Annotated in this window: 23 protein-coding genes and 4 pseudogenes; 10 read left to right on the forward strand and 17 right to left on the reverse strand. The window is 54.1% G+C overall.

The window, feature by feature from the left end; genetic code table 11:
• Positions 1 to 34: 34 nt before the first annotated feature.
• Both catC and LOY70_RS18635 read right to left on the reverse strand, forming a co-directional pair.
• Positions 35 to 325 (reverse strand): muconolactone Delta-isomerase, encoded by a 291-nt coding sequence (gene catC, locus LOY70_RS18630; protein WP_265028841.1) that lies wholly within the window; start codon positions 323 to 325, stop codon positions 35 to 37.
• 12 nt (positions 326 to 337) lie between these two features.
• The gene (locus LOY70_RS18635; RefSeq protein ID WP_265038118.1) at positions 338 to 1,486 is read right to left on the reverse strand and encodes a muconate cycloisomerase family protein; all 1,149 of its coding nucleotides are present in this window, start codon (positions 1,484 to 1,486) and stop codon (positions 338 to 340) included.
• A 125-nt stretch (positions 1,487 to 1,611) separates the two neighbouring features.
• On the opposite strand from LOY70_RS18635, the gene LOY70_RS18640 reads away from it, so the two are divergent.
• The gene (locus tag LOY70_RS18640; protein WP_265028842.1) at positions 1,612 to 2,496 is read left to right on the forward strand and encodes a LysR family transcriptional regulator; all 885 of its coding nucleotides are present in this window, start codon (positions 1,612 to 1,614) and stop codon (positions 2,494 to 2,496) included.
• A gap of 331 nt (positions 2,497 to 2,827) precedes the next feature.
• Here LOY70_RS18640 and moaA read toward each other — a convergent pair whose 3' ends face one another.
• The 3 genes from moaA to LOY70_RS18655 form a co-directional block, all read right to left on the reverse strand.
• Positions 2,828 to 3,820 (reverse strand): GTP 3',8-cyclase MoaA, encoded by a 993-nt coding sequence (gene moaA / locus LOY70_RS18645; RefSeq protein WP_265028843.1) that lies wholly within the window; start codon positions 3,818 to 3,820, stop codon positions 2,828 to 2,830.
• Positions 3,821 to 4,311: 491 nt separating this feature from the next.
• Positions 4,312 to 5,466, reverse strand: a complete 1,155-nt coding sequence (locus LOY70_RS18650) for a muconate/chloromuconate family cycloisomerase (RefSeq protein WP_265028844.1) — start codon at positions 5,464 to 5,466, stop codon at positions 4,312 to 4,314.
• A 111-nt stretch (positions 5,467 to 5,577) separates the two neighbouring features.
• Positions 5,578 to 6,387 carry a dioxygenase gene (locus tag LOY70_RS18655; protein WP_265028845.1) on the reverse strand — a complete coding sequence of 270 codons (810 nt, stop codon included), beginning with the start codon at positions 6,385 to 6,387 and terminating at the stop codon, positions 5,578 to 5,580.
• A 222-nt stretch (positions 6,388 to 6,609) separates the two neighbouring features.
• Between LOY70_RS18655 and LOY70_RS18660 the strand changes: the two genes are divergently transcribed.
• The 5 genes and pseudogenes from LOY70_RS18660 (at position 6,610) to LOY70_RS18680 (ending at position 11,742) form a co-directional block, all read left to right on the forward strand.
• A complete protein-coding gene (locus tag LOY70_RS18660; protein WP_047703527.1) occupies positions 6,610 to 7,395 on the forward strand; it encodes an IclR family transcriptional regulator C-terminal domain-containing protein in 786 nt (261 codons plus the stop codon).
• 51 nt (positions 7,396 to 7,446) lie between these two features.
• Positions 7,447 to 8,460: a cyclase family protein gene (locus tag LOY70_RS18665; protein WP_047703528.1), complete on the forward strand. Its 1,014-nt coding sequence runs from the start codon at positions 7,447 to 7,449 to the stop codon at positions 8,458 to 8,460.
• A gap of 28 nt (positions 8,461 to 8,488) precedes the next feature.
• Positions 8,489 to 9,574, forward strand: coding sequence for a maleylacetate reductase (locus LOY70_RS18670; protein WP_265028846.1), 1,086 nt, complete (start codon positions 8,489 to 8,491; stop codon positions 9,572 to 9,574).
• Positions 9,575 to 9,695: 121 nt separating this feature from the next.
• Positions 9,696 to 10,853, forward strand: a pseudogene (locus tag LOY70_RS18675) (IS3 family transposase).
• A gap of 412 nt (positions 10,854 to 11,265) precedes the next feature.
• Complete coding sequence (locus LOY70_RS18680) at positions 11,266 to 11,742, forward strand: MarR family winged helix-turn-helix transcriptional regulator (protein WP_265028847.1); 477 nt, start codon at positions 11,266 to 11,268, stop codon at positions 11,740 to 11,742.
• Between the two features lie 193 nt (positions 11,743 to 11,935).
• Here LOY70_RS18680 and LOY70_RS18685 read toward each other — a convergent pair whose 3' ends face one another.
• The 5 genes from LOY70_RS18685 to LOY70_RS18705 all read right to left on the reverse strand — a co-directional run bounded on the left by LOY70_RS18685 (position 11,936) and on the right by LOY70_RS18705 (position 17,179).
• Positions 11,936 to 12,952: a transporter gene (locus LOY70_RS18685; protein WP_265028848.1), complete on the reverse strand. Its 1,017-nt coding sequence runs from the start codon at positions 12,950 to 12,952 to the stop codon at positions 11,936 to 11,938.
• A gap of 81 nt (positions 12,953 to 13,033) precedes the next feature.
• Positions 13,034 to 13,933: an NAD(P)H-binding protein gene (locus LOY70_RS18690; RefSeq protein WP_265028849.1), complete on the reverse strand. Its 900-nt coding sequence runs from the start codon at positions 13,931 to 13,933 to the stop codon at positions 13,034 to 13,036.
• Between the two features lie 62 nt (positions 13,934 to 13,995).
• Entirely contained in the window at positions 13,996 to 14,781 is a 786-nt protein-coding gene (locus LOY70_RS18695) for an MOSC domain-containing protein (protein ID WP_265028850.1), read from the reverse strand.
• 2 nt (positions 14,782 to 14,783) lie between these two features.
• Complete coding sequence (locus LOY70_RS18700; RefSeq protein ID WP_265028851.1) at positions 14,784 to 16,142, reverse strand: amidase family protein; 1,359 nt, start codon at positions 16,140 to 16,142, stop codon at positions 14,784 to 14,786.
• The gene (locus LOY70_RS18705; protein ID WP_144402720.1) at positions 16,139 to 17,179 is read right to left on the reverse strand and encodes an NAD(P)H-dependent flavin oxidoreductase; all 1,041 of its coding nucleotides are present in this window, start codon (positions 17,177 to 17,179) and stop codon (positions 16,139 to 16,141) included. Before LOY70_RS18705 ends, LOY70_RS18700 begins: the two co-directional genes overlap by 4 nt.
• A 176-nt stretch (positions 17,180 to 17,355) precedes the next feature.
• On the opposite strand from LOY70_RS18705, the gene LOY70_RS18710 reads away from it, so the two are divergent.
• From LOY70_RS18710 to LOY70_RS18720, 4 genes and pseudogenes are all read left to right on the forward strand, one after another.
• Positions 17,356 to 18,288 (forward strand): helix-turn-helix domain-containing protein, encoded by a 933-nt coding sequence (locus LOY70_RS18710; protein WP_265028852.1) that lies wholly within the window; start codon positions 17,356 to 17,358, stop codon positions 18,286 to 18,288.
• 308 nt (positions 18,289 to 18,596) lie between these two features.
• A pseudogene (locus LOY70_RS18715) lies at positions 18,597 to 18,809 on the forward strand (transposase); the annotation flags it as partial.
• Positions 18,798 to 18,943, forward strand: a pseudogene (locus tag LOY70_RS30240) (LysR family transcriptional regulator); the annotation flags it as partial. The pseudogenes LOY70_RS18715 and LOY70_RS30240, both read left to right, overlap by 12 nt.
• A 77-nt stretch (positions 18,944 to 19,020) precedes the next feature.
• Positions 19,021 to 19,164: a hypothetical protein gene (locus LOY70_RS18720; RefSeq protein WP_197678627.1), complete on the forward strand. Its 144-nt coding sequence runs from the start codon at positions 19,021 to 19,023 to the stop codon at positions 19,162 to 19,164.
• 56 nt (positions 19,165 to 19,220) lie between these two features.
• On the opposite strand, the gene LOY70_RS18725 is transcribed toward LOY70_RS18720, so the two are convergent.
• The 7 genes and pseudogenes from LOY70_RS18725 to LOY70_RS18755 form a co-directional block, all read right to left on the reverse strand.
• A complete protein-coding gene (locus tag LOY70_RS18725) occupies positions 19,221 to 19,844 on the reverse strand; it encodes an NIPSNAP family protein (RefSeq protein ID WP_265028853.1) in 624 nt (207 codons plus the stop codon).
• 154 nt (positions 19,845 to 19,998) lie between these two features.
• Positions 19,999 to 20,106: pseudogene (locus LOY70_RS18730) on the reverse strand (IS5/IS1182 family transposase); the annotation flags it as partial.
• 179 nt (positions 20,107 to 20,285) lie between these two features.
• A complete protein-coding gene (locus LOY70_RS18735) occupies positions 20,286 to 20,786 on the reverse strand; it encodes a flavin reductase (protein WP_047703537.1) in 501 nt (166 codons plus the stop codon).
• Positions 20,787 to 20,803: 17 nt separating this feature from the next.
• Entirely contained in the window at positions 20,804 to 21,763 is a 960-nt protein-coding gene (locus LOY70_RS18740; protein WP_265028854.1) for a PDR/VanB family oxidoreductase, read from the reverse strand.
• Positions 21,764 to 21,880: 117 nt separating this feature from the next.
• The gene (locus LOY70_RS18745) at positions 21,881 to 22,621 is read right to left on the reverse strand and encodes an SDR family NAD(P)-dependent oxidoreductase (protein WP_265028855.1); all 741 of its coding nucleotides are present in this window, start codon (positions 22,619 to 22,621) and stop codon (positions 21,881 to 21,883) included.
• Positions 22,622 to 22,631: 10 nt separating this feature from the next.
• Positions 22,632 to 23,108 (reverse strand): aromatic-ring-hydroxylating dioxygenase subunit beta, encoded by a 477-nt coding sequence (locus LOY70_RS18750; RefSeq protein WP_047703540.1) that lies wholly within the window; start codon positions 23,106 to 23,108, stop codon positions 22,632 to 22,634.
• Positions 23,109 to 23,175: 67 nt separating this feature from the next.
• Positions 23,176 to 24,450 (reverse strand): aromatic ring-hydroxylating oxygenase subunit alpha, encoded by a 1,275-nt coding sequence (locus LOY70_RS18755; RefSeq protein ID WP_265028856.1) that lies wholly within the window; start codon positions 24,448 to 24,450, stop codon positions 23,176 to 23,178.
• Positions 24,451 to 24,489: the final 39 nt, after the last annotated feature.

Below are 24,489 nucleotides of genomic sequence, written 5' to 3' on the forward strand. Positions count from 1 at the left end.
AATTATCAGCTTGGCAAAACTGAACAGGCTGGGTTCAGAGGTCATCCTCGCGGATGGAAGATGGATGCCGACACATGGCGTCGACCTCAATCGCCATGTAAGGAAACAGCGGTAGTTGCATCAACAGGTCGTGCAGTTCCTGAATGCTGTCGACATCGAACACGCTGTAATTGGCATACCGCCCGGCGATACGCCACAGGTGACGCCATTTGCCTTGATCTTGCAGACGCAGCGCCAGGGCTTTCTCGTCAGCCTTCAATTTGGCCGCCGCTTCAGGATTCATATCGACCGGCAGGTTCACGGTCATTTTTACGTGGAACAGCATATAGAGCTCTCCTCAAGCTAGATGAATGGCAGTAGAGGTTTTGTCGCGGCGGAAGAACGCCAGGCTCTCTTCATCGAGGCTCAGCCCCAGCCCCGGAGTATTCGGCACCTGCAGCTCGAAATCGCGATAGATCAGCGGCTCGCTAAGCAAATCTTCGGTCAGCAGCAGCGGCCCGAACAGCTCGGAGCCCCATGCCAGTTTATTCAGCGTGACAAACGCCTGGGCAGACGCCATGGTGCCGATGCTGCCTTCGAGCATGGTGCCCCCGTACAAGCCAATTCCCGCAGCTTCGGCAATTGCAGCGGTTCGCAGAACGGCGCGTGGGCCGCCGTTCTTGGCGATCTTCAGGGCGAACACCGAAGCGGCACCTTCACGGGCCAGGTTGAAGGCATCTTCTACACACTCGATGGATTCGTCGGCCATGATCGGTGCCGGGCTCATGGCATTTAGGCGAACCATGCCAGCGCGGTTGTTACGCGAGATGGGTTGTTCGATCAGGTCGATGCCATTGGTCCCGAGAATCCTGCAGGCACGCAATGCGACAGCTTCGTCCCAGGCCTGATTGACGTCGACTCGTACGCTGGCACGGTCACCAAGCGCTTTCTTGATCGCAATTACATGGGCCAAGTCCCGGTTGACCTCCTCCGCACCGATCTTCAGTTTGAAGATGCGGTGCCGACGCAGGTCGAGCATGTTCTCCGCTTCGACGATGTCCTTGTCGGTGTCGCCACTGGCCAGTGTCCAGGCCACTGGCAGGGCATCGCGAACGCGACCGCCTAGCAACTCGCTGACCGGCAGCCCAACGCGTTTGCCCTGAGCGTCGAGCAAGGCCGTTTCAATGCCGGATTTAGCGAACGTGTTGCCACGAATGCTGCGCTCCAGGCGCAACATCACGGCATTCACGTTGGCGCTGTTCTGGCCCAGCAACAGCGGCGCGAAGTGTTTGTCGATGTTGGTCTTGATGCTGTCAGGACTTTCGCTGCCGTAGGCTAAAGCACCGATGGTGGTGGATTCGCCAATGCCCTCGACACCGTCGGCGCACCGCACGCGAATGATCACAAGGGTCTGCTTCTGCATGGTGTGCATCGCCAGCTTGTGTGGGCGGATGGTCGGCAGATCGACAACGATCGTCTCTATCGATTCAATGGCGGTTGCTATCATTACAATACCCATAAGGTTCCTGAAGGCTGGAATCGATTCTCGTACGTCTTTTTTCCCTATACCAATATAGAATTGGTCTGGATCAATACCTTTAAGGTATGAAATCAATTGCAGCTGGAGGCTCCATGGAATTGCGTCACCTGCGGTATTTTCATGTATTGGCTCAAACCCTCAATTTCACACGCGCCGCCGAGCGCTTGCACATAGCCCAACCCCCCCTGAGTCGGCAGATCCAGCAACTGGAAGTCGAACTCGGGGTGAGGTTATTTGAACGTGGACGACCGTTGGGGCTGACCGAAGCCGGGCGTTTTTTTCATGAGCATTCGAGTGCGCTGCTGGAGCAACTTGGCAAGGTCTGCGACAACACGCGGCGGATCGGTCTCGGGGAGAAAACTTGGCTGGGTATCGGCTTTGCGCCATCAACGCTATACGGTGTGCTACCGGAACTTATCCGCCGGTTGCGTAGTGGCGAGCCGTTGGAACTGGAGTTAGGACTTTCGGAAATGACCACGCTGCAACAGGTGCAAGCTCTGAAGGCGGGACGTATAGACGTCGGCTTCGGACGCATCCGTATCGACGACCCGGCTATCGTGCAGACCGTACTGGCCGAGGATCGTCTGGTTGCCGCCCTGCCCGCCGGACATCCATTGCTGGCCGCCCCCATCAGCCTGCGCGACTTGGCCAGGGAATCCTTTGTGCTTTACCCTGGCAACCCACGCCCCAGCTACGCCGATCACGTTATTGCGTTGTTCGAATCCTACGGAGTGAGCATCCATGTAGCGCAATGGACCAATGAGCTGCAAACGGCGATCGGTCTGGTGGGGGCCGGGATCGGAATCACATTGGTGCCGGCCTCGGTGCAGTTGCTGCACCGCGACGACATCGGCTTCACGCCGCTACTGGAAGAGAATGCGACCTCACCGATCATTCTCAGTCGGCGGGTGGGCGATGGGTCGCCGGGATTGAATCATTGCTTGCGGACGATTGATGGATTGTTACAGCAAGACTAAACGACAACAACCGCACCTTATCGGACATTTCGAGAATAGCTCGGCCGGTACAGATTTCGATTCAGCAAACACGTATTTGGCAGGCGTCACGCCCACATCAGCTCTGCAAAGCGCATATAGAGTGAACGATAGCGGCGCAGCGTACGAGTGCAGCGTGCATTATCCCAACGACTACAAAATCCGCGACCTCGACCACTGGCTGCTCAACGCTCGGGCCCGCAACCGTCGCTATATAGCTGATCGCGCCGCCAACAATGAATCCTCTCGAGAACTATAAAGATTTCGTTGTGGCAAAATACCGTTCGATTATTTTTGGAAGCGGCGCCGATCATTAGCCTCCGGTCATGTTCATAAACCGCACAATTTGTACCGCGCCTTCCGAGCTGAAATTGTGACCCCGCGGCTTGCCGCGCAACGCCTGCTGCACCGCGCTGATCAAAGGCAGATCTTCTTGCGGATGACGACGCATTAAACTGCGCAAATCCAGCGCGTTCTCTTGACCGAGACAGAGTAACAACTGACCCTCAACGGTCGTACGGACCCGATTGCAACTGCCGCAGAAGTTGTGACTATAAGGTGAAATAAATCCGATCCGGGTATCAGGATGGCACTCCAAGCGAACATAACGTGCGGGGCCGCCGCTGCTTTCAGTGCTGTCGAGCAACCGATGATGGCTGGCGATCAACATCAGCACTTCATCACTGGAGCAGAATGATTCGCCCCGGAAGCGCCCGACATCGCCCAACGGCATTTCCTCAATGAAACTGATATCAATACGTCGATCAATGGCGTATTGCACCAACGCCGGGACTTCATCAAAATTGCGGCCCTTCATCACCACGCAGTTGAGCTTTAACCGCTCAAACCCCGCATCCCGTGCCGCCTCTATGCCTTCCAGCACTTGAACGAGATTTCCGTTTCGAGTAATAGCTCGAAATTTCTGCTCGTCCAAGCTGTCAAGACTGATGTTCATCCCCTTGACCCCGGCCTCCGCCAATCGCCGGGCAAGGCTGCCCAGTTGTGAGCCGTTGCTGGTCATCACCAGTTCACGCAAACCGGGCAACGCAGCGATATTGCGACACAGATCGACTATCCCCGGACGAATCAACGGCTCGCCGCCAGAAAGCCGAATTTTGCGTATGCCTGCCCCGACGAACAGCTTTGCCAGACGCAGCAATTCTTCCAGCGTAAGCACCTGCTGACGTGGCAGGAAGGTCATGCGTTTCGGCATGCAATATACACAACGGAAATCACAACGATCAGTCACCGACATCCGCAGGTAGTCAATCTGTCGCCCCAAACCGTCCTTCATTACGTTGGTCATGTTTATCCTCTATTGGATAAGTTGCCGCTGCAAAGCGGTATAATCCGTCTTGACATGTCAACCCCAAAATTCCGCAACACCGGTTTGGACGCACTATGTGATAAAAGACCTGCGTTGTTGTGTTTTTATCTTCACTGTAAAAAATTTCGCTTCTATTCACCTTGAGCAATCACCACCGCATAGGAAGAGCACAGAGCCTTGAAGAAGTCAGAATTACTATACAAACACTCTTTCTGCCACAGGCGAGGCTAATCATATATGTCAGGCTCGCAGTCCCTACCTTTTACAGATGAAATTTGAATAGGCTACTGGTTGTTCTTGCCCTCTAACAAGGTTCGACATGAAAACAACGCCATCAGTCGAAATTTACTGGCTATCACATAGCTGACGCGCACACTCATATGAATAGGCTGACCTTTGGTCAATCGTATTTATTTTTGATTTTAGAGTAGGTGTGTTTTTTGAACCCGCCGCACGCTTTATCAGCTACGTCAAGGCCGACGACTAGCGCAATCTTTCTCGGCCACCACTAAATCCAGGATACGATCCTCATCCAACTCAACACCCAACCCAATACCATCAGGCAGCTGCAACATTCCATCCACAACCGTGAGTGATTTTAAGGTTAGATCATCACGCACTCGATGAGGACCAAAGAGCTCACTCCCAAGTTGCAGCTCAGGTAAACTGCCATATAGCAAGGCACTGGCCGCCGTACCAATCGACGTTTCAAGAGCGGTACCGCCATAAAGCTTGATTCGCGCAGCCTGAGCGATGCACGAAAGACGCCGAGAGTTCACCACTCCACCATCGCGGTTGGGCTTCAAAGCGAATGCAGTGACTGCACGCCGCGCTGCTAGAGAAAAAGCAATAGTGGAATCTGTTAAAGCCTCATCGGCAATAACATCCATATGCAGCATACCTGCCAAACGCGCCGCGCCCTCCAAATCATTGGCCAGCAGCGGCTGCTCAATCGCCTCCAGCCCGGCCTCCTGCAGTTGAGGTAAATACCTTAACGCGGTAGTTAGATCCCACCCTTGGTTAACATCCGCAATTACAGTAGCCCTACCGTTGAAAGCGTCTACAATACCGGCTACACGAGCTACATCTGCGGCAATATTTTCACGCCCCAACTTGACTTTGAAGCGACGATGTCCGCGCGCCAGAATCGCACGTTCCCCCTCTTCCACATCACCTTCCAAGCTGCCAGTCGAAAGGGTCCAAGCGACAGGCACCTGCGATCTGCAACAACCGCCTAATAAATTGATACTTGAGGTGTTCAATCTGCGACCTAACAAATCCAGCACCGCCATCTCAACGCCTGACCGTCCCGGCCCGTTACCCCGTATAAGCCGACTCAAGAAGGTAGACGTCGCCTCTATGCCGGTGATTGGGAAGCGCACAAGCGCAGGCGCGATATAGCGCTCGATGACCGCCTGGATGCTTTCGACACTGTCGCTTCCCCAGTATGGCCCCCCTAACACTGATGCCTCGCCGATTCCCATTCGGCCTTCCTGATCCCTAACCCGGATCAGTACAACGTTCAATTTTTCAACATTGCCGAACGACATCTTGATCGGTTGTAATAAGGGCAGATCTAGACATTGGGTCGTTATCGACTTCAGGTAAAACGGTTCAATGTTCATCTATAGCCTCATATAGTGAGCCGGACTCTTTACTACTCAGGATTACTCAACCGCAAGAGGCATGCTCAACCAACGTCTGCACATTCAAAATAACGTTATTGCCTAAATCGTTCATTCTGTAGCAGTTTTACCAGGCACCGCAGACAGGACGAAATCGTAGATTACTTCATAATACGGCTTCGTCAGCCCACGAATAGCAAGGTCCTCAGCCGAATCTCGATAAACCAGTTTCGCAACCAGGCCATCGCGGACTGCGCTGGCCACGTCGTTGTCAAGGTATTCACCGCCCTCAAAGTACAACTGTGAAGTCATCTCACCGAAGGCAGGGTGTTTGACTTTTACATGCAGGTGTGCAGGCCTGAAGCAATGCCGCCCTAGCGCGCTCAACACCGCACCCGTAGGGCCCGCCTTTGGGATCTCATAAGGTGGCGGCAAGATTGACTGAATTTCATACTGCCCTTGCTTGTTTGCGTAAAAGCGTCCGCGCAGATTCCAGTCTGGAATTCCCGGGTGGATATTGGAATAAAGCCCCAACGCGTCCGCATGCCACAAATCAAGTTCCGCTTCTGGCACCGGATTACCTTCGAGATCAGTGATAGCGCCTTTAAAAAAAAGGAGCTCGCCTGGCTCATTATCACGCTGAGGCATCACGTATGGCGGATACAGTTGCGGGGCACCCCTGAGGTAAAAAGGCCCCTCAATAGCTTCAGGACTGCCCTGGCGCTCGTTATTGCTGATGTCGCTCGCTTCGGCCTCAAAGAAAACGTCAAACAACAACGACTCTTCACCAAGCTTTATGGACTGAATGATCAAATCCGTGGCCGCCCGGTACTCAGAATGGGAGATTTGATGCTTACGCATAAAGGCGCACAGAGTTGTTTCCAGATCTTCAATCACAGTTTTGACACGCTGATTAACCATTACTGATACCTTTTTTTGAGGCCCGCAGGGGTTCGCATGGCCTGGTTTTTCAGATGTGCTTGCCGCTTTAGCCTTGAGGCCAATGGTAGACACGGCGTTTTTGGGCTTGCATCAGCACCACAAAATGGCGTACGTTATGCGTACAGTCTGTACGCAATGAGTACAGATTGATTTCAAACCGCGACTCTGTCAACAGAAAGTGAACAGCCATGGCAAATTCGAATGAGTGATGAACTAGGACGGGACTACATACAGTCGATCGAGCGGTGCATTCTGGTGATAAAGACCTTCACCAATAGCAAGCCGTATCTGAGCTTTACAGAGATCGCCACCGCAACCGGCTTGAGTAAGCCCACGGTGCGTAGGATTTTGTTGACTCTCGAACACCTCGGGTACGCAAACAGTTTCGGCACAAAATTCTGCTTGAATCCAAAAGTTCTTGAGCTGGGGTACGCGTATTTATCGTCGCAAAACCTCCCGGAAGTCGCGCAGCCGATCATGGAGAAGCTAACAGATTGTTTGCAAGAAAGTACCTCGCTGGTGACCCTGGATGGCTCCGACGTGGTGTATATAAACAGGGTTCATCGCCATCGGATCACCAGCATCACCTTAGCCGTGGGGACACGGCTTCCGGCTCACGCCACCTCCTCTGGACATGTTTTGCTAGCTGATTTGAGCGAGGAAGCACTTGCCCGGTATTTCAAGTATGCCGAACTTAAGGCCCTCACCGATAAGACCATTATTGACCAGGAAGCATTAAAAGCTCGGTTGCAGCATGTTCGTATTCAGGGTTGGGACGCTGTCGACCAAGAGCTGGAGCTAGGACGCCGGTCAATCGCTGCACCGATTCGAGACACAAACGCAAGAGTGGTTGCGGCGCTGTCATTTTCATGCGGTATCGGCGAACGTAATTTCGAGCAAATGAAAAATGAACTGCTTCAACCGTTACTAGAGGCTGCCGAACAAATTAGCTCAGCGCTTGGCGCAAAGGCTTACTCACGTAAGTAATTGGCTTTATTCGACAAATTACATGCTCATGCTGATAAAAAGGAGTCATTCATGTTACCTGCAGACATCCAAAATCTTCCTGACTATCAAGCCTTACTGAATCGCTCCGATGCTCCTCCGGGCTCGTCGTGGAAGCTTTTCGGGGATAATGACCAACTTGGAACACTTAATTTTCTTTCTGCCACTAGTAGACGTAACGGCGCCGAAAGCATCCTGACAGGGCAGGCTTTTTCATTAGACTTGCGCTCTGATGCCATCGCCCCTTCACTGGCCCCCACTCGCAAACCCATTACTCATCACATCTTTCAGCGCAATGACTTTCACCACGACGAATGGCTGGACAATTTCTACACGCAATATGGCTCGCAGATTGATGGCTTGCGCCATATTGGTCACCCCGAATACGGCTTCTATAACGGTTATGATCCAAAACAGTTTAAGCCAGGCACTGAAACTCTAAGCATGCACCATTTCACCGCCGCGCCAATTGCGGGCCGTGGCGTGCTTATTGATGTTGCGCGCTATCTGGAATCGCAGGGTACACCGATCGACCAAGCCGGCGGCGAAGCTATTTCAGTACAGACTCTTGAAGCCGCGAGGATGGCTCAAGGTGTCGAAATCGAAACGGGTGACATTGTTCTACTGCGCTTCGGATGGTTAGATTACTATCGCAACCACGCCACAGACGAAGCGCGTGCACGCTTAGTCAGTGAGCAGTTCCACCCAGGACTGCTTCAGTCTCACGACACCGTTGCGTGGTTATGGGATAACCGTATTAGCATGATTGCAGCCGACAATTTTGCTCTTGAGTGCTGGCCAGCAAAACCAGACAGTCCATTTTTCACCGCTGCCGAACATGCGCATGAAAGCTGCAGCGTTCACGGAGGCATCATGCATCGTTCCATCATTCCTTTGTTAGGCATGCCTATTGGCGAGCTATGGGATATGGAGTCGCTGGCCTCCGCCTGCGACGCCGATGGGCGATATACCTTTTTGATAACCGCTTCGCCGCTTCCTATCGTTGGAGGTGTGGGCTCCCCGGCCAACGCCGTGGCCATACGCTAATACACCTCATCCGTAGGGATCTCTAACCATGAAAAGTGCTCCAACACATCCAGACGTCCTGCACCCCTTCACTTTCAACACAACAACTCCTCGCGTCATATTTGGCGCGGGCGCTTTAGAAAATCTGCCGGATGAGGTCGAAAAGTTGGGGTTGAAGCGAGTAATTATCGTATCAACCTCACGACAACGCGAATTTGCCGAAAATTTAGCCAGCAATCTGGGTTCCCATGCGTCCGCTATATTCTCGAATGCCACCATGCATACGCCTACACACGTGACTGATGAAGCGATGCAATTGGTAACCTTGCATCAGATCGATGGCATCGTTGCGGTCGGCGGCGGCTCAACGACGGGGCTTGCAAAAGCAATAGCACTAAGAACCGGTTTACCTCAGATTGTTGCTCCGACGACCTACGCGGGTTCAGAAATGACAGCCATCATTGGCGAAACGCAAAACGGCCTTAAAGTTACCAAAAGCGACCCGCGAATACTTCCCCGCGTCGTAATCTATGACCCAGATCTAACGTTAGATCTGCCCCTACAAACGTCTCTTACCAGTGCAATGAATGCGATAGCTCACGCAGTGGAAGCCCTCTATGCGCATGATCGCAACCCTGTAATTTCTTTACTCGCAGAGGAAGGGATCAGGGCATTGGCTAACGCATTGCCAATACTGATGAAGAATGGAAAAGATCATGCCTCTCGTACGCAAGCCTTGTATGGCGCGTGGTTGTGCGGCATCGCCTTAGGTTCGGTCGGCATGGCTATCCATCACAAGCTTTGTCACACCTTAGGCGGAACCTTCAATCTCCCCCATGCCGAAACCCATACGGTCCTGCTTCCTCATGCTGCCGCCTTCAACAGCGCTGACGCTCCCGAAGCTATGCGCCAAATCGCACGAGCACTAGGTAGCGAACATGCAGCAACAGGGCTGTACGACTTAGCTCACAACCTTGGTGCAAACATGGCGTTGCGTGATTTGGGTATGCCGGAAAGCGGAATAGACGTCGCCGCCGATCTTGCTATGAAGAATGCCTATTCCAATCCAAGACCTTTAGATCGTGAATCCGTGAGGAAAATCATTGCCGACGCGTGGTCAGGTTATCGTCCATGAGAACTCCACGAAACCCGGTGTGATTCATCCAAGAAATCCCCCCGGCTAAGCTGGGGGTGCAGTGGTCTAATGAAACCGGACACCCATTTAGGCGAGAATGCTCGCCAGATAGAGGTGTCTGATGACCAAACAAGGTCGTTCCTTTTCCGCTGATTCAAAGAGGCCGCAGGCCTTGTGCTCGATCAAGGCTATAGCCATATCGAAGCCAGCCGCTCGCTTGGGGTGGTCGAGTCCACGTTGCGTCGCTGGGTTAACCAACTCCAGCAGGAGCGCAGCGGTGTTACTCCGCAGACAAAGGCGCTGACGCCCGAGCAGCAGAAGATCCAGGAGTTAGAAGCCCGGATCGCTCGTCTTGAGCGGGAGAAATCCATTTTAAAAAAGGCTACCGCGCTCTTGATGTCGGAAGAGCACGAGCGCACGCGCTGATTGATCAACTGAGCGCCCAAGAGCCGGTCGATTGGCTTTGCACAGTCTTTGACATTACTCGCGCGTGTTACTACGCCCACCGCCTCCGGCGCCGAACTCCGGACGTTGAGCGGCTTCGGTTGCGCAGTCGGGTCAATGAACTGTTCACGCAAAGTCGTAGCGCCGCTGGTAGCCCCAGCACCGTGTCGATGATGCAGGAAAACGGCGAGCAGATCGGGCGATTCAAGGTGCGAGGCCTGATGCGGGAACTGGAGTTGGTCAGCAAACAGCCTGGCTCACATGTCTACAAACAAGCGACGGTCGAGCGGCCTGATACTCCAAACATCTTGAATCGAGAGTTTGATGTGCCGGCCCCCAATCAAGTCTGGTGTGGTGACATCACCTACATCTGGGCTCAAGGGAAATGGCATTACCTGGCTGTCGTTCTGGATCTCTACGCACGCCGGGTTGTGGGTTGGGCGCTATCAAACAAGCCGGATGCAGATCTGGTCATCAAGGCGTTGGACATGGCTTACGAACAGCGTGGCAGGCCTCAAGGGTTGCTGTTCCACTCGGATCAGGGATCGCAATATGGCAGCCGCCACTTTCGCCAACGGCTCTGGCGTTACCGCATGCGTCAGAGCATGAGCCGTCGTGGAAACTGTTGGGACTCTCGCCGATGGAGCGTGTGTTTCGCAGCTTGAAAACTGAATGGATACCGACTGTGGGCTACATGACAGCTCAAGAAGCGCACCGTGACATCAGTCATTACCTGATGCATCGGTACAACTGGATCAGACCGCACCAATTCAACAACGGACTGGCCCCAGCCCAGGCCGAGAAAAAACTTAACATCGTGTCCGGGATCAGTTGACCACTACAGCGGTTGAAGTCGACCGGAATGTAGGACTACTTCAGCCCAGGGTGAGAAAACAATGAAGCAACACTGCTTATTTCGCGCAATCCAATATCCTGTTCATAAAGACCAAGAACAATTTCCCGACGATCCTTAAAAAATCCGGCAAACAAATTGGGCGAAAGGGGATACTTTCTAATCGTGGCTCGCCCCCCTGAGAAGGAGAGAACGCCTCCCCAGGAACTGGGACGTTGGTAGGAGCCGTTCGAAATAGCAAGGCTCATAGCACCTCTGGCACAAGGATGCGTCAGTGCGGAAGAATTCAACATCCGCTGACGAGCGTGCTGCACGCCGAGCCCCATCCTAGAGCGTGCCGAAAATGCGAAAATATGTTTATCATGAGTGATGACCAAAAACACAGAGGGAAAACGTGAAAGCTCCCAGCATCCATCGCACCCAATATGACCCAGCTAGTGACACATTTAAAAAGGAAGAATTTCCCTTTTTTTGGTTAGCACAGGCCCATGGAAAGTACACTCAGCGCATGGAAAAAGCGCTCAAGAAAATTAACTTAGATATTCCATCCTGGCGTGTACTTTTCATCCTCAAGGTCTATGGTGAATCAAACATATCGGAGATATCGAATCACGCCATCACAAAACTTCCCACCACGACTAGAATCATCTGGCGCATGAAAGAAGATGGTCTTGTCGAAACCGCCGCCAATCCAGACGACGGTCGAGTCACGCAAGTTCGACTCACCCCAAGAGGTAGGGAGATGTTTGAACAGATGATCGAAGTAACTAGCGACCTATTCCGTCAAAGTTTCAAAGGCCTTAGTCAAGCCCAAATAAAGCGACTGAACAAGTTACTCGAAACCTTATTCATAAACTTAAGCGATGAATAACACGTCTCACCCAACTCCGAAAGTGCACATCAATTACAAGGCTCCAAAAATCTCAGGAGCCTTGCAACCAACCTAAGCAGCAATGGCCAGTACCAAGATCTACCTTAACATGCCTGAAAGGTCGAGCCAGCTTTTCATCCACAAGAAGCCGCTCCAGAGCTCCTTCATCCTAGCCGACACGCTCACCATGAAATTATAAGGGGAAGACGACTTCCACCCAAAATTTATTACCCTCACTTCGGTTTTCTACAGCGAACTCTCGCTGGTATTTCACCATAATTCCGCCTTTCCCGCCCAAAATATCATATGAAATCTGAGGTCCCAACCCCATCGCCTGGGCTCTATTACCACCTGGAATAGAGACATTATCGACCTTATCATCAGTAAACTGTTTTAAAGCAAAACCCTGTAAAGCGAACTTAAGCTCTGGCATATCAGAAAACGGTCTGTAACCGACGGCTCCGTCAATAGTAACGCTATTTCCGGAACGATAATTTGTCGCTTTGTTTTCAGCATTGAATTCGCTGTAGATAGTACCAGAGATCTCCCAGCGGCTTGAGGGGAGCCAAGTAAACATCACATTTGGAGACACTGACCAATAGTTTAGACCGTTATTTGCTATACGATCCTTATCGTATTCTCCAACCGGAACCCAGATATCTGGGCCAAAATAAGCGAAGAAATTTCCAGCTGGATTAACATAGTAAAACAGCAGCGGAGACAATGTAGGGTCGCCCATCCCTGTACTCACTTGATGCCGCCCAAACGCCCTAACATCCACACGCGTCATCGGCAAAGAAATAGCTGATGCTAGAAAAAACGGCCCCACTTTATTTTCCCACGTGTGTGCAAATCGCGGAGCCCATGCTGCAACATTAAGCTTGAAGTCAGGATCCAGCGAACGGCCATGCGAATCATTTAGACGTGTACTTTCATAATACTGAAAATAATTGAACATCATCGTTTCGCCGGGCGCAGGTAGCGCACCGTTCATTATCGTATTAACGCCACTAGGATAATGCGCCCCTCCTCCCTCAGAAGCATAAGCCCGCCCCAGAAACATCACAGTCGTCACGCAAAAGAAAAGCATAAACATACACAGTTGCCGACAACTACGATCGAGACCTCTTATCACATCTAGAGAGTTAAAATTTACTCTGAATGCACCCAAAGTCATTAGTTTATTCTCAGAGCCAATCAAGCTATGCATACTTCACCTTTGCGTCTTTGACGCATATATTGGAATGATTGTTATCTAGGCAGTATGTGGCGACTCAGCAAATCGCTTATTTTAGTACTTGTTAACTAGCGTTTCTTTTTCACGAGTAAAACATTCAGAAAGCGTCTTGGGCTTTCTACCCAAGAGGCGCTGCAAGTCTCCCGTCGGCTTGGCCTCTCGCCCATCCTCAAGGCGCGAAAACATGTAAGACAACATAGAGGCCATTTCACGCCCTACCAGCCATGGGAGAATGAATTTAACAATCAATAGAGGTGGAGATTTGTGTTTAACAGAAACCCCAACAGATGAAGAAAGTATTATCGCCGCCTCCTTGAAACTCACACTTTCATCACCAGTCAACACTCTAATACTATTTTTCAGCTCGCTGGACAACGGGTTGATTGCGCATTGTACAACCGCACTAGCAACGTCCTGCGCGTCGACAAACGCCACACTTCCACTCGGCACAGGAACCACCATGCGACCATTTTTGAAGTTTGTAAAATTAGAACAACTCTGCATAAAAACACTGGGGCGGAGAATGACGTACTCAAGTCCAGAGGCCCTAACCTCTCTCTCAATTCCTGCATGCCTTGCCGCAAAGCTTCGAGGGACGTGTTCACCCGCGAGCATTGCCGACACAAGCACAATGCGACTCACGCCTACCAGTTTCGCTGCATTGATTGCCGAGGCACCCTGTACATACTGACGAGTGTTATCCGAAGTGATGACAATGAGGCACTTCAGGCCCTTCATGGCGGAAGCCAGTGTTTCTGGACTGTCTAGGTCACCAAATACAACTGTATGCACGGAGTTCTGAAGCTTTTTGGGTTGCCGGACAATCAATCGCACAAAGCACCCTTGATCCGCCAGCTCTCGGGCAACGCGTCCTCCCAAATTACCGGTTGCGCCTATCAACCCTATCTCGTCGCCACAATAGCGTTGCGATAGTTCGTTTATGTCCTGGGACATTCCGACCCTCCTTTTTTGAGAGATTCTGTGCTCTCTTTATGAAAAAAATTCCCGCTAACAGCTCACAATAGCGGCAACACCTTATCACCCACCTTCAGGGTTCCCGGCGTAATAATCTCCGCATAAACCCCAAGGTCACCATGGCCGAACGTTTTCCGAAGAAACTGTGGCAACGCTAAATCACGTTCAGCCGTCTCAGGATTTACGTCTGTCGCAGGACATCTGCGCGTTTTAAAATTAACCTTCGCTCTGATGGAGCCAATTGTTATTTCCTTATCCATCCATTCAAACTCTTCCCAAGGTTGCCCACCTTGGAAATACACGTTCGCCCTAAACCGTCGCGGATCAAGTTTTTTACCGAGCGCCTTCTCAACCTCAAATAAAGAAGTGAGGTTGATAATCGAAATACTGTGCATCAACGTAGGAGACACTACAGAAACATCAGTAAACGGATGCGTTTCTCGATGCACTACCTTTGGACTGCCCGTAATGACCTGCTCACCCAAGAACTCACGAAAAAAAGCGGCTATATCTGCCTTACCTTCTTCGGTCATCAGCGACGACTCCAGCAACACGTTCTGTCCGCCGTGCTCACGAACTTCTAACACTTTGCGCTGAGCGTCATATCTCGTATCTAAACGTGCTAATTCAGCGTATTTCATCAAAACTAAAAAGCTAGTTTTTGGCTCAGACTTTAAACTATCAACATCGAAAGTAGCACTCCCATTTGTTATGGCGAATACTCGATCACCGGGGAAGCCTCTACCTTGTTCAAGTTCCACAGATGATAATTTTTCACCGCTCAGGCCCTTCACTGGGTAACGGTACAAGTGTTTTATGGTTCGCATCTTCAACACTCAACTTTTTTTTGAAAAAGGTCAGGCGCTACGCACGCACCACATACAGAGTGAACACGCAGCGCTATGCTGAGGAGCTTCCTGTCATCCAGCCTGGGCGCCTCCAACATGAGCCCAAAAGGCATACCATTATCCAAATATCCTGCTGGCACACTGATGGACGGCACTCCAGCCAGCGAGGCTGGACTCGTCTGACGCACGAATGTTGAAAACGTCGTCCTGCTTTCACCATTTAGCTCACACAGCTCCCGCTCATGCATATACATTGCGTCGCGCACCGTCGTGGGCATCAGTAATGCGTCTACTCCACAGGCAAAAGCACCTGCATACGCTTCTTTAATCTTAGCCAGCCCCTCCAGTGCCTTGAGATAGTCCGACTCAGACGGCATCTCCGGCCCTGTCATGAACTCAAACAACTCACGGACATCTTTACTCGCAATCGTTTTCAAAAAATCCACCAAAGACAATCCATGGACGCGCTCTAAATAGTCATTCCATGTTTTAGATGTTTCCCAGAAAGCTATCGGAAAACTTATCTCGGCGTCGATGCGACCAATTTCACTTGCATCAATATCAACCAGCTCGATTCCTGCATTCGCGAGCTTGTGCAAAGCCGACTCGCACGCCTCAGCCATCGGCTCAGAAAGCCCCTCCCAGAAATACTGGCGCACGACACCCAATTTCAATTTTCTTGGCGGGCTCAACGGTTCTGACGGGACGCCCGCCAACACGGCATCCAATACTGCAATCTGATGAACATCAGCACCAATCAAACCCAGCGTGTCCCTGGTTGGACTCAGGGTCATAAGACCATCATTAGGATAACGTCCTGTTGTCGGACGCCAACCAAATACACCGCACAGTGCAGCCGGAATTCGGGCCGAGCCACCCGTGTCGGTCGCTAAAGATACGTGAGCCATTCCCGTTGCCACAGCGACAGCAGATCCTCCAGACGACCCCCCCGCTAGTCGCTTAGGGTCAAATGGATTACGAACGAATCCAGTATGTTCGTTCGCGCTAGTCACACCAAAAGCGACTTCATGCAAGTTGGCTTTTCCAACCACAACAACGCCAGCGTCCCTCAACAAAGTTACTGCGGAGCTCTCTTTATCAGGATAATAATTAGAGAAAACCGGCGATCCTCCAGTAAACGCGAAACCATTGGTCGCGATGTTGTCCTTTATAAGTGCAGTCACGCCATGAGCAGGCTTTTGCTTGTACTCTTCCTCAGCGTCCGCCGTACGGGCTTGGCCTAATGCAGAGACCGCGTCATAAGAAATTACCGCATTTAATTCAATGTACTGTTCAATGGCTTTGAGTGCCTGCTCTACGGCGGTTACAACATTACTCATTTGGTCACCCCCGACAGCTCGAAACCATTCAAAACCGTCAATGCCTCAGCCACTAACCGGTGCGTAATTTCAGCGGCAGTTGGAATATCTCTTATCATCTCGACCCCCTCACCACTGAGAAGTGGGAACTCATCCAAGTCACCTTCGGCACTCAGCATGGGGGCCATATTCTGAAAACGTTGTAAAGGGACAACTTGTCCGAAGAGCTCCATCGATCCGATAATTCCTGGACTTCCCTGATCATCCAATGGCGCCTCATCAACACGATCATTCCACTCTTCAACCACTTTGTTGCGAAGCACACGAATGGGATTAAATAGAGGATCTTGACGTCCAAATATATGCGTACAGCATGTATCTACCGCACGAGCGCTAAGAAGTCGACGCTTCCACTCTGGATGCGCCTCAGACTCCACAGATGCCAAATAACGAGTTCCTACCCAGACACCGTCCGCCCCCAACATCAAGGCCGCAGCCAATGATCTTCCATCAACAATTCCGCCAGCAGCAAGCAGCATCGGCTCTGGACCTACGGCGTCGCGAACAGCAGGCAACAGTGTTAACAATGAGGACTCGCCATAGTTGTGTCCACCCGCTTCACTACCTTGCACGATGACAACATCAATGCCGTCCTCAACAGCACGTAACGCCTCCGCTACCGAGCCAACTTGCTCCCAAACTTCAACGCCTGCACCTTTAAGTAATTTTACCCACTCTGGATTCGGACGCCCCCAATGGAAAGAGACCGAGAGCGGACGCAAGCGGACGATAGTGTCAATTATCGACGGATTAACATAGTAGGTGATGAGATTAATAGACAATGGGCGAGAAGTGAGTCGACGTGCCGCCTGCCAGACATGTTCAAGTATTTCTGGAGGTAAAGAACCCACGTTAGCGATTGTTCCGATCCCCCCGGCTTCACTCACAGCCACCGGAAGCACCTCGGTCATACTCGCGAATGCCATGCCAGCTTGAACAACCGGATACGGAATTTCATAGCGGCTGGAAAATCGGGTCTTCAGGGTAGCGACGGTCATGGAATGTTCCTTGCTTGTTTTAGTCTTGTTCGGAACACTCTACCCCTGAGCAAAAGGAGCGGTTAGTCACTGCGCGCCCTGAAAACGTTCGCAGAGTGCACAGAAGCAATCTCAGAATCCAATGCTCGGTTTCAGCAGGGAGGGGTGCTTTATTAACCTTTTGTGGAAACGAAAATATGTCCCATACATTCCAGCAATCGCCCACCTCAAACAGAGAGTGTTTGACTGTATGGCGTGAGGAAATTTTTCATAAATTTGAACAACTTGAGATCGTTGACATTCAGCAAGACCAACCTTTTCATGCCGAGCTGACACTGCAGGGGTCAGGTCCGGCGCGCACTGCTCGGTTGTCCTCTGGCTCGCAGACAGTTCAACGAGATTCGGTTACCTGTAACGCTGCCAACGACGTGTGCCTGTTACTTATAGAATCAGGCAACACCGTGCTGACACAGGATGGCGGCCAATTGCTTCTTTCGAGCGGAGACCTGATAATTTTCGAAAACACTCGCCCCTATACGTTGGAAATGCTTGAGCGTTTTGAGCACTCAATGCTTCTATGCCATAAGAGGAACTATGCCGTTGAACTGGGATTCATCGAAAGCCACGGCCCAGTCAAGATGAAAGATGGGCCAACTACAGCACTATTACGACAGTTAGTGCACGGCACCGTGAACACGTCATCCCAAATGAACGACAGTCAAATAGGACACGCCACCTTCGCGGCACTCCATCTGTGCGCTGCGGTCATGGGCCCCAGCACTGAAAACGTAGTCACGCGAGACCGGGTTAGTCAGGCGTTGTTTACACGGATATGCGCCGGTATTCGTGCGTCGCTCAGGGACCCTACATTGAGCCCAACCACAATAGCCCAGACCCATCAAATATCCCTACGCTACCTCCATAAGCTGTTCGCTCAACATGGCATGCAGGTCATGAAATTCGTTCGGGATGAACGGCTAGCTGCTTGTTCTCGAGAACTTCAGGCAGCGGTAACACGGCCACATCTCGCAGCCTTGGCATCTAAGTGGGGATTTGAAGATGACAGTAACTTTCGACGGGCCTTCCGAAAAGCGTACGGCTACGCTCCAGGCCAAAGATTTAAGACATAAAAAGATAAGCTCTTGTTTGCGTGTTACTTATTGGTTGATCCAATGCCGGAACGGTCTAGTCGCGACATTCTGCCGACAGGGACTGATTGCGACCTTATCGCTCATTCTGCTTTTCGCCCGCACCAGCGTTCAGCAGGAAGCAAGCGCACTGTTGCTCGAAGTCAGAGCGTGACTACGTAATCGTGCAGCGCCGCCACGCTCCCTACAAAGGCGCCTTATTCAGCGAAGCAATATAGCCCAACCTACACCTATCGACTTGCATGATTAGGTTCTGTACAAAATCAGATGAAACCCATTTGAACCCAGCAATTGTCGGGACTCAAGTCCGCGTTCATCATAGGCAGGAGCCCACGACAGCCAAGCGGTACGAACTTCCCGACGCAGCCCGGGATTTGGTTGCGGACATTTTCAGTGAACCCCGCCGGAACGGACGCCCACGGATAGATGATCGGCTCATACCCAACGGCGTGCTTTGGGTGCTCTGTCCGGGCGCTGCCTGGCGCGACATGGCCGAGCGCTTCTTCCACGAGCATTCCGGTGCCCTGCTCAAGCAACTGGGCAAGGTCTGCGACAGTACTCGACGCATTGGCGCATAGCTTTCTCCCCGTCCACACTCTACGGCGTGCTACCGAAGCTGAACCGGCGCCTGCGCAGCGACGCCGGCTCGGATTACCATCGTCCTAATCAGCGCGGGCATCAGCATCACCCTTGGTGCCGACCACGGTGCAGGTGATGCACTGCGTCGACGTCAACTACGCGCCGCGGCAGGGAACGCAAGCCAACTTGCCAATCATCAGCCAGCGTATCGGCGACGCCTCGTCGGCGCTCGATCACTGCCTGGCGCTGGTCGAGCTGTTGCGTGCTCGCCAGCGCTGAGCGCAGAGGAGAAAGTAGCCCGCAATGAAGGGGACGAGCATGAAACAGTTCACCTGCTACTGCAACGGCGAGAACGCCGCCGGCAGGTAGAGGGTCGAATGCATCTCGCGCAGTTGCGGACCGGAGTTCTCCGGCGGCCAGACGCCATCCGCCACGGCACGGGTGCGCACGTCCAGGCGCTGTTCCTGGCTGGCGTAGGGCCAGATGTGCAGGTAGCGCGGGGTACGCCCATCGGTGGCGAAGAAAGCAGCGTAGACCGCCGAATAGTTCTTCCCGGTGCGCGGGCCGACGGCCTTTTCCCAGCCTGCCATCGTCGGCGCCAAGCCGGAGGCAATCAGGTTGTATTCGCGCAATTCGTAGAACGGCCCGTGTTTGCCGGGCACCAGGGGTTCGAGAAAAGGGAAGAGCGTGTAGTTTTCCACCTTCATATCGAGCATGAAGGCTTCGATGCCAAAGGGATCCGGGGCCTGGAGGAAGCGCTCGCGCTCAGCCTGCCGCGCCGTTTCGTCACGAAAGCCACGCAGCACTGCAACCTGATTCAGTGGGCCGATTTCCGACGCCCAACAGCCCATCAGCACGCAGCCGTCACGCGCTTCGGCGAGGGTTTGGCGCAGGCATTTCAGCGCTTCGGCCGGTGTGCGTACGCGTAAGGTGAAGGTGATCATTTCGTAGAGTCGCATCGCCTTCTCGTAGCTGTGAATGCAGGCGGAGCCGGATCCGCACCCGGACCCGCCGCCGGTCATAACCTGAAGGTTTAAGAGGTGATCAAGCGTTTTTCGTTGTAATCGGCGCCCGACGCCACGCCATTGTCGTAACGGGTCTTCATGTCGACGTTACGCCTTCCCATGGCACCCTCTGATTCATCGCGATCAGGAACAGTCTCTTGCGAGTCGGCTTGGGTTTGCAGGCGTAATCGGCGTCGGCGAAGGTCATCTGTTTCATCTGTTTCATCTGTTTCATCGGGAACTCGGGCAACGGGATCGATGTATCTCACCAGACTCGGGAAGTTAAATTCCATTGAGGGTTACTACATCCTGCATGATGAATTCATCATTCATCCTGCAATCCAATTGAATTAAGAGTTCCTTGGCTGAATGGGCGCGCGGCCCACCTACGGTATCTCAGCAGGCCGATCGCGACTGCTCGCCCAAGCGGTGATAGGCACGGTTGAAATACACCAGGCCCTCCTGGCTATTTCCGTGGCGAATGCCCAGCACTTCGCAGTAGAAGATGGTGTGCGAGCCCACCTCATGGGCCTGGACGATACGGCAATCGAAATTGACCAGGGCGTCTTCCAGCAGCGGTGCGCCGCTTTCCAGGATGCTCCAGCTGGCCTGGGCGAATCGTTGGTCGGAGTCCAGATCTCGGTTGGCGAACACGCCGGAAATATCCTTTAGCTCGGCACTCAACACATTCACGCTGAGCACACCGTTCTGCTTGAAGTGGCCATTGGAGAAAGACGCGCGGTTCATGCACACCAACAGCGTCGGCGGCTGGTCGGTGACGCTGCACACGGCCGAGGCGGTGAAGCCCCAGCGCCCGGCTGCACCGTCGGTAGTGATTACTGAAACGGCGCCGCCCAGCAGCGCCATGGCATTACGAAAACCTGTGGTATCAACCATGATGTTGCCCTCGCTTCTCAGATATCCAGCACCAGTTTTTTCGACTTGGCACGCGAACAGCAGACCAGAATCTGGTCATTGGCGGCCTTCTCGTCATCGCTCAGATAGAAGTCGCGGTGATCCGGTTCCCCCTCCAGCACATCGCACAAGCAGGTACCGCAGACGCCCTGCTCGCAGGATATGTCTACCTGGATGCCTACACTTGCGAGGGCATTGACGATGCTCTGGCCTTCGGCTACTTGAACACTCTTGCCGCTACGCTGAGCCACCACCTCGAAGCTATCGCCACTGACATCGACCTCCACCTGGAAGTACTCGCGGTGGATGTGATCCTCGGTGTAGCCGGCCTGGCGCGCCCCTCCGATGACCCAATCCATGAAACCGCTCGGGCCGCACACGTAGACGTGCACGCCAGCGCCTGGCTGGCCGAGTACGGCCGGCAGGTCGAGCTTCTGTGCATCGCCTTCGTCATCGAAGTGGGTGCGCACGCAGGCGGCGAAGTCAGCGCCTGCCAGTTCGTCCAGGAACGCCGAGCGCTGACGCGAACGTCCGCAGTAGTGCAGCTCGAACGGGCTGTCCTGTGCGGTCAGTTGATGCGCCATGGCGATCATCGGGGTGATGCCGATGCCACCGCCGATGAGGATCGAGCGGCTGGCGTCAGCGGCCAGGGGAAACAAGTTGCGCGGCATGCCGACACTGATATGGGCGCCTTCGCTGAGCTGCTGGTGGACGGCCACCGAGCCGCCGCGCGAGGCCGGATCACGCAGCACGCCGAGGCGGTAGACGGCGGCATTGGCCGGATCACCGCATAGCGAATACTGGCGCACCAGGCCGGGCTTGAGGTGGACATCGACATGGGCACCGGCTTCGAAGGCCGGCAGATTGCTGCCCGTCGGATCGGCGAGGTCGAGGATTACCACGCCCTCGCCTTGTTCCTGCCGCTTGCGCACCACCAGGTTCAACACTTGCTCAGTCATACTAACCTTCCCGCACCCTTAGAGGTGCTGATTGTTCTCGTTCATTACAGTCCGCAGCTCGCACGCGCGGCATTCTTTCGTCTGCCCGGCACGGCCGAAGGCCAAGTCGGGCGGGGTTCAACGCATGAACAGGCCGCCGTTCACATCCCAAGTGGCCCCAGTAGTGAAGTAGGCTTCCGGGCGCGCCAGCTGAACAACCAGGTCACCGAGGAAATCGGCATCGCCCAGGCGCTTCACCGGGATATTGGCTAGCAGCCCGGCCATGCGCTCCGGCGGCAGCGCAGCATGCACGACGGGCGACTCGATGGGGCCGGGGGCGATGGCGTTGACCGTCACCCCGGCTCCTGCCAGCTCCTTGGCGAATATTTTGGTCAGGGTGACGATGGCACCCTTAGAGGCGGCGTAATGCGCCCCCGTAACGGTGCCGCCGTTCTGCCCGGCCAGCGAGGCCATGTTGATAATCCGCCCGTAGCCAGCCGCAGCCATGTAACCGCCAAGCACCTGGCAGCCGAGAAAGATGCTGCGGGTGTTGAGGCTCATGACCTGGTCGAACTCTTCGGGGCTGATTTGCATGACCGGCGTGGTGCGGGTCATCGCAGCGCTATTGACCGCCACATGCAGCGCGCCCCAGCGCGCCCGCACGGCAGGCAGTGCCGCCTCGAAGTCGGCCTTGCTGGCGACGTCGAGCTGTAGTGCTAGGCTACGCTGGCCGCTCGGATCGAGGCGGTCTGCGGCGGCCTGAGCACGCTCCAGCGACAGGTCAGTGATCACTAGCGCATAACCGGCCGCGAACAGACGGCTGGCGATAGACAGACCGAGGCCCTGGGCAGCGCCGGTGACTAATGCTACTTGGCTCATGGTGGGCCTCTTAGAGGATGTAGCCGATACCGGCGAGGGTATCGGTGGAGTTGATCAGCTGGATCAGCTTGCGCTGAATCTTGAAGCTGTCGCCGTCGCGCTTGAGCTCGAAGGTGACGTCAGCGGTGTAGTGCTTGAGCACGTCCTTGCGAAACTCGCGCAGGTTCTGTGCGCAGCGCACGGTGACCACACCGCCGTCCTCGCCGAGCACGCGAAAGCGCGACAGGCCGCGCACGGTGCGTGCACGCGGACTGGTGGAGATGGACTCGCCGCCGATCAGGCGCTGCACGCGCAACTGGCGCATGTGATGGTCGTCGTAGGCGTAGTTGAGGGTGTTCTCGAAATCGGTCTCGTTGGGATCGATAGGGATGACGTAAGTCCCCTTGTCGGCCCACAGGTTCAGCCAGGCGTCGAAATCGCCGTGGTCGAGCATGTCCGCTTCCTGCCAGATGAAGGCGCTGACGTGGTTGAGCAGTTCAAGATTCATATTGATTCTCTTCAAATAGGTGCGTGACGGGCCCCTCTCACCCTTACGGGCAGAGGGGCGCGACGGCTCAGGCCGACATCATCTTTTTCCACTGCTGGTAGGCCGCGCGCATGCCGGTCTCTGCACTCACGTCACTGACCAGCCCGTCTTCGCTCGGCCTCTCGCCGGTCAGGCCGCGATTGAGCATGATCCACAGGTCCCTGCCGGCCTGGGCGCCCTTCTGCACGCGCTCCCAGGCCTCGGAATCGTCCGGGGTGCCGAAGCCCATCGGGCCTTGGAAGTGCTCGTGCAGGCGCAGGCGGTAGCGGTTGGCCGCGGACGGACCGCCGTCCATGGTGATCACCGCGTGGTGGATCTCGGTCTCGTTCACCGAGACCGGCAGCAGTACGCGGAAGAAGGCCATGGAGCAAGCGACGTTGGGGAACAGGTTGAGGTTGAAGCCCGAGCCGCCGACGGCACGGACGATTCGGCGCACCTGCTGTTCCTCGATGCCTTCGTCACGCAGCTCCTGCGCCAGCGCCTCGAAGCGCTCGGGGATCGCCTTATCCAGATCGGCTTCCAGGTCCACCAGTTCCGGGATCATCACTATCACGCTGTGACCATTGCCAAGATCCTCGACGTAGCCGGGGCCTTCGACGAAATCGAACAGCTTCAGGGTCTGTTCGTCTACCGAGGACAGGAAGGACTTGTGCACCAGCGGGAAGTGGTAGGCGTCGGTGGTGTTCTCCAGCTGGATCTTCCAGTTGCCGGGGAAGCGAAAACGATGCTCGCCGGATACCTTCACGCCATAGCCGGCGCCCTGCTTCATGAACAGATCGATCCACTTGCGCGCCGCGCCGAGGAAGTCTTCCAGCGGCTCGATGTCATCCTTGAAGGTGGCGAAGATCATGCCGTTGTATTGCTCGACGCGCAGGCTGACCAGCGGCAGCTCGCCCTTGTCCAGGCAGTCGGCGTAGCTCTCCGGGTGCGGCACGCCGCGCAGACTGCCATCGAGGGCGTAGCTCCAGCCGTGGTAGGGGCAGACGAAGCTGTTGGCCTTGCCCTTCTTGTGCTCGCAGACGGTGGCGCCACGGTGACGGCAGCGATTGAGCAGCACGTGTACGTCCTTCTTGCGGTCACGTACGACGATTACCGGTTGCTTGCCGATGAAGGTGCTCTTGTAGCTGCCGTTGTCGGGAATCTCACTCGCGTGCGCCACCCACACCCAGGTGCTGTAGAACACCTTCTCCAGCTCTTCATCGAAGATGCGTGCATCGGTATACAGGGAGGTGTGCACGCGGTCATGCAGCACCAGGTCGGCCGGCGAGCCGGCCAGGTTCACGGTTTCGATCAGGTTGGTCACGGTCACTCCTCGTCGGCGCAGGTCACCGACTCATAAAAG

The organism is Pseudomonas sp. B21-054, assembly GCF_026016345.1.
In the GTDB taxonomy this organism is placed as follows: Bacteria; Pseudomonadota; Gammaproteobacteria; order Pseudomonadales; family Pseudomonadaceae; genus Aquipseudomonas.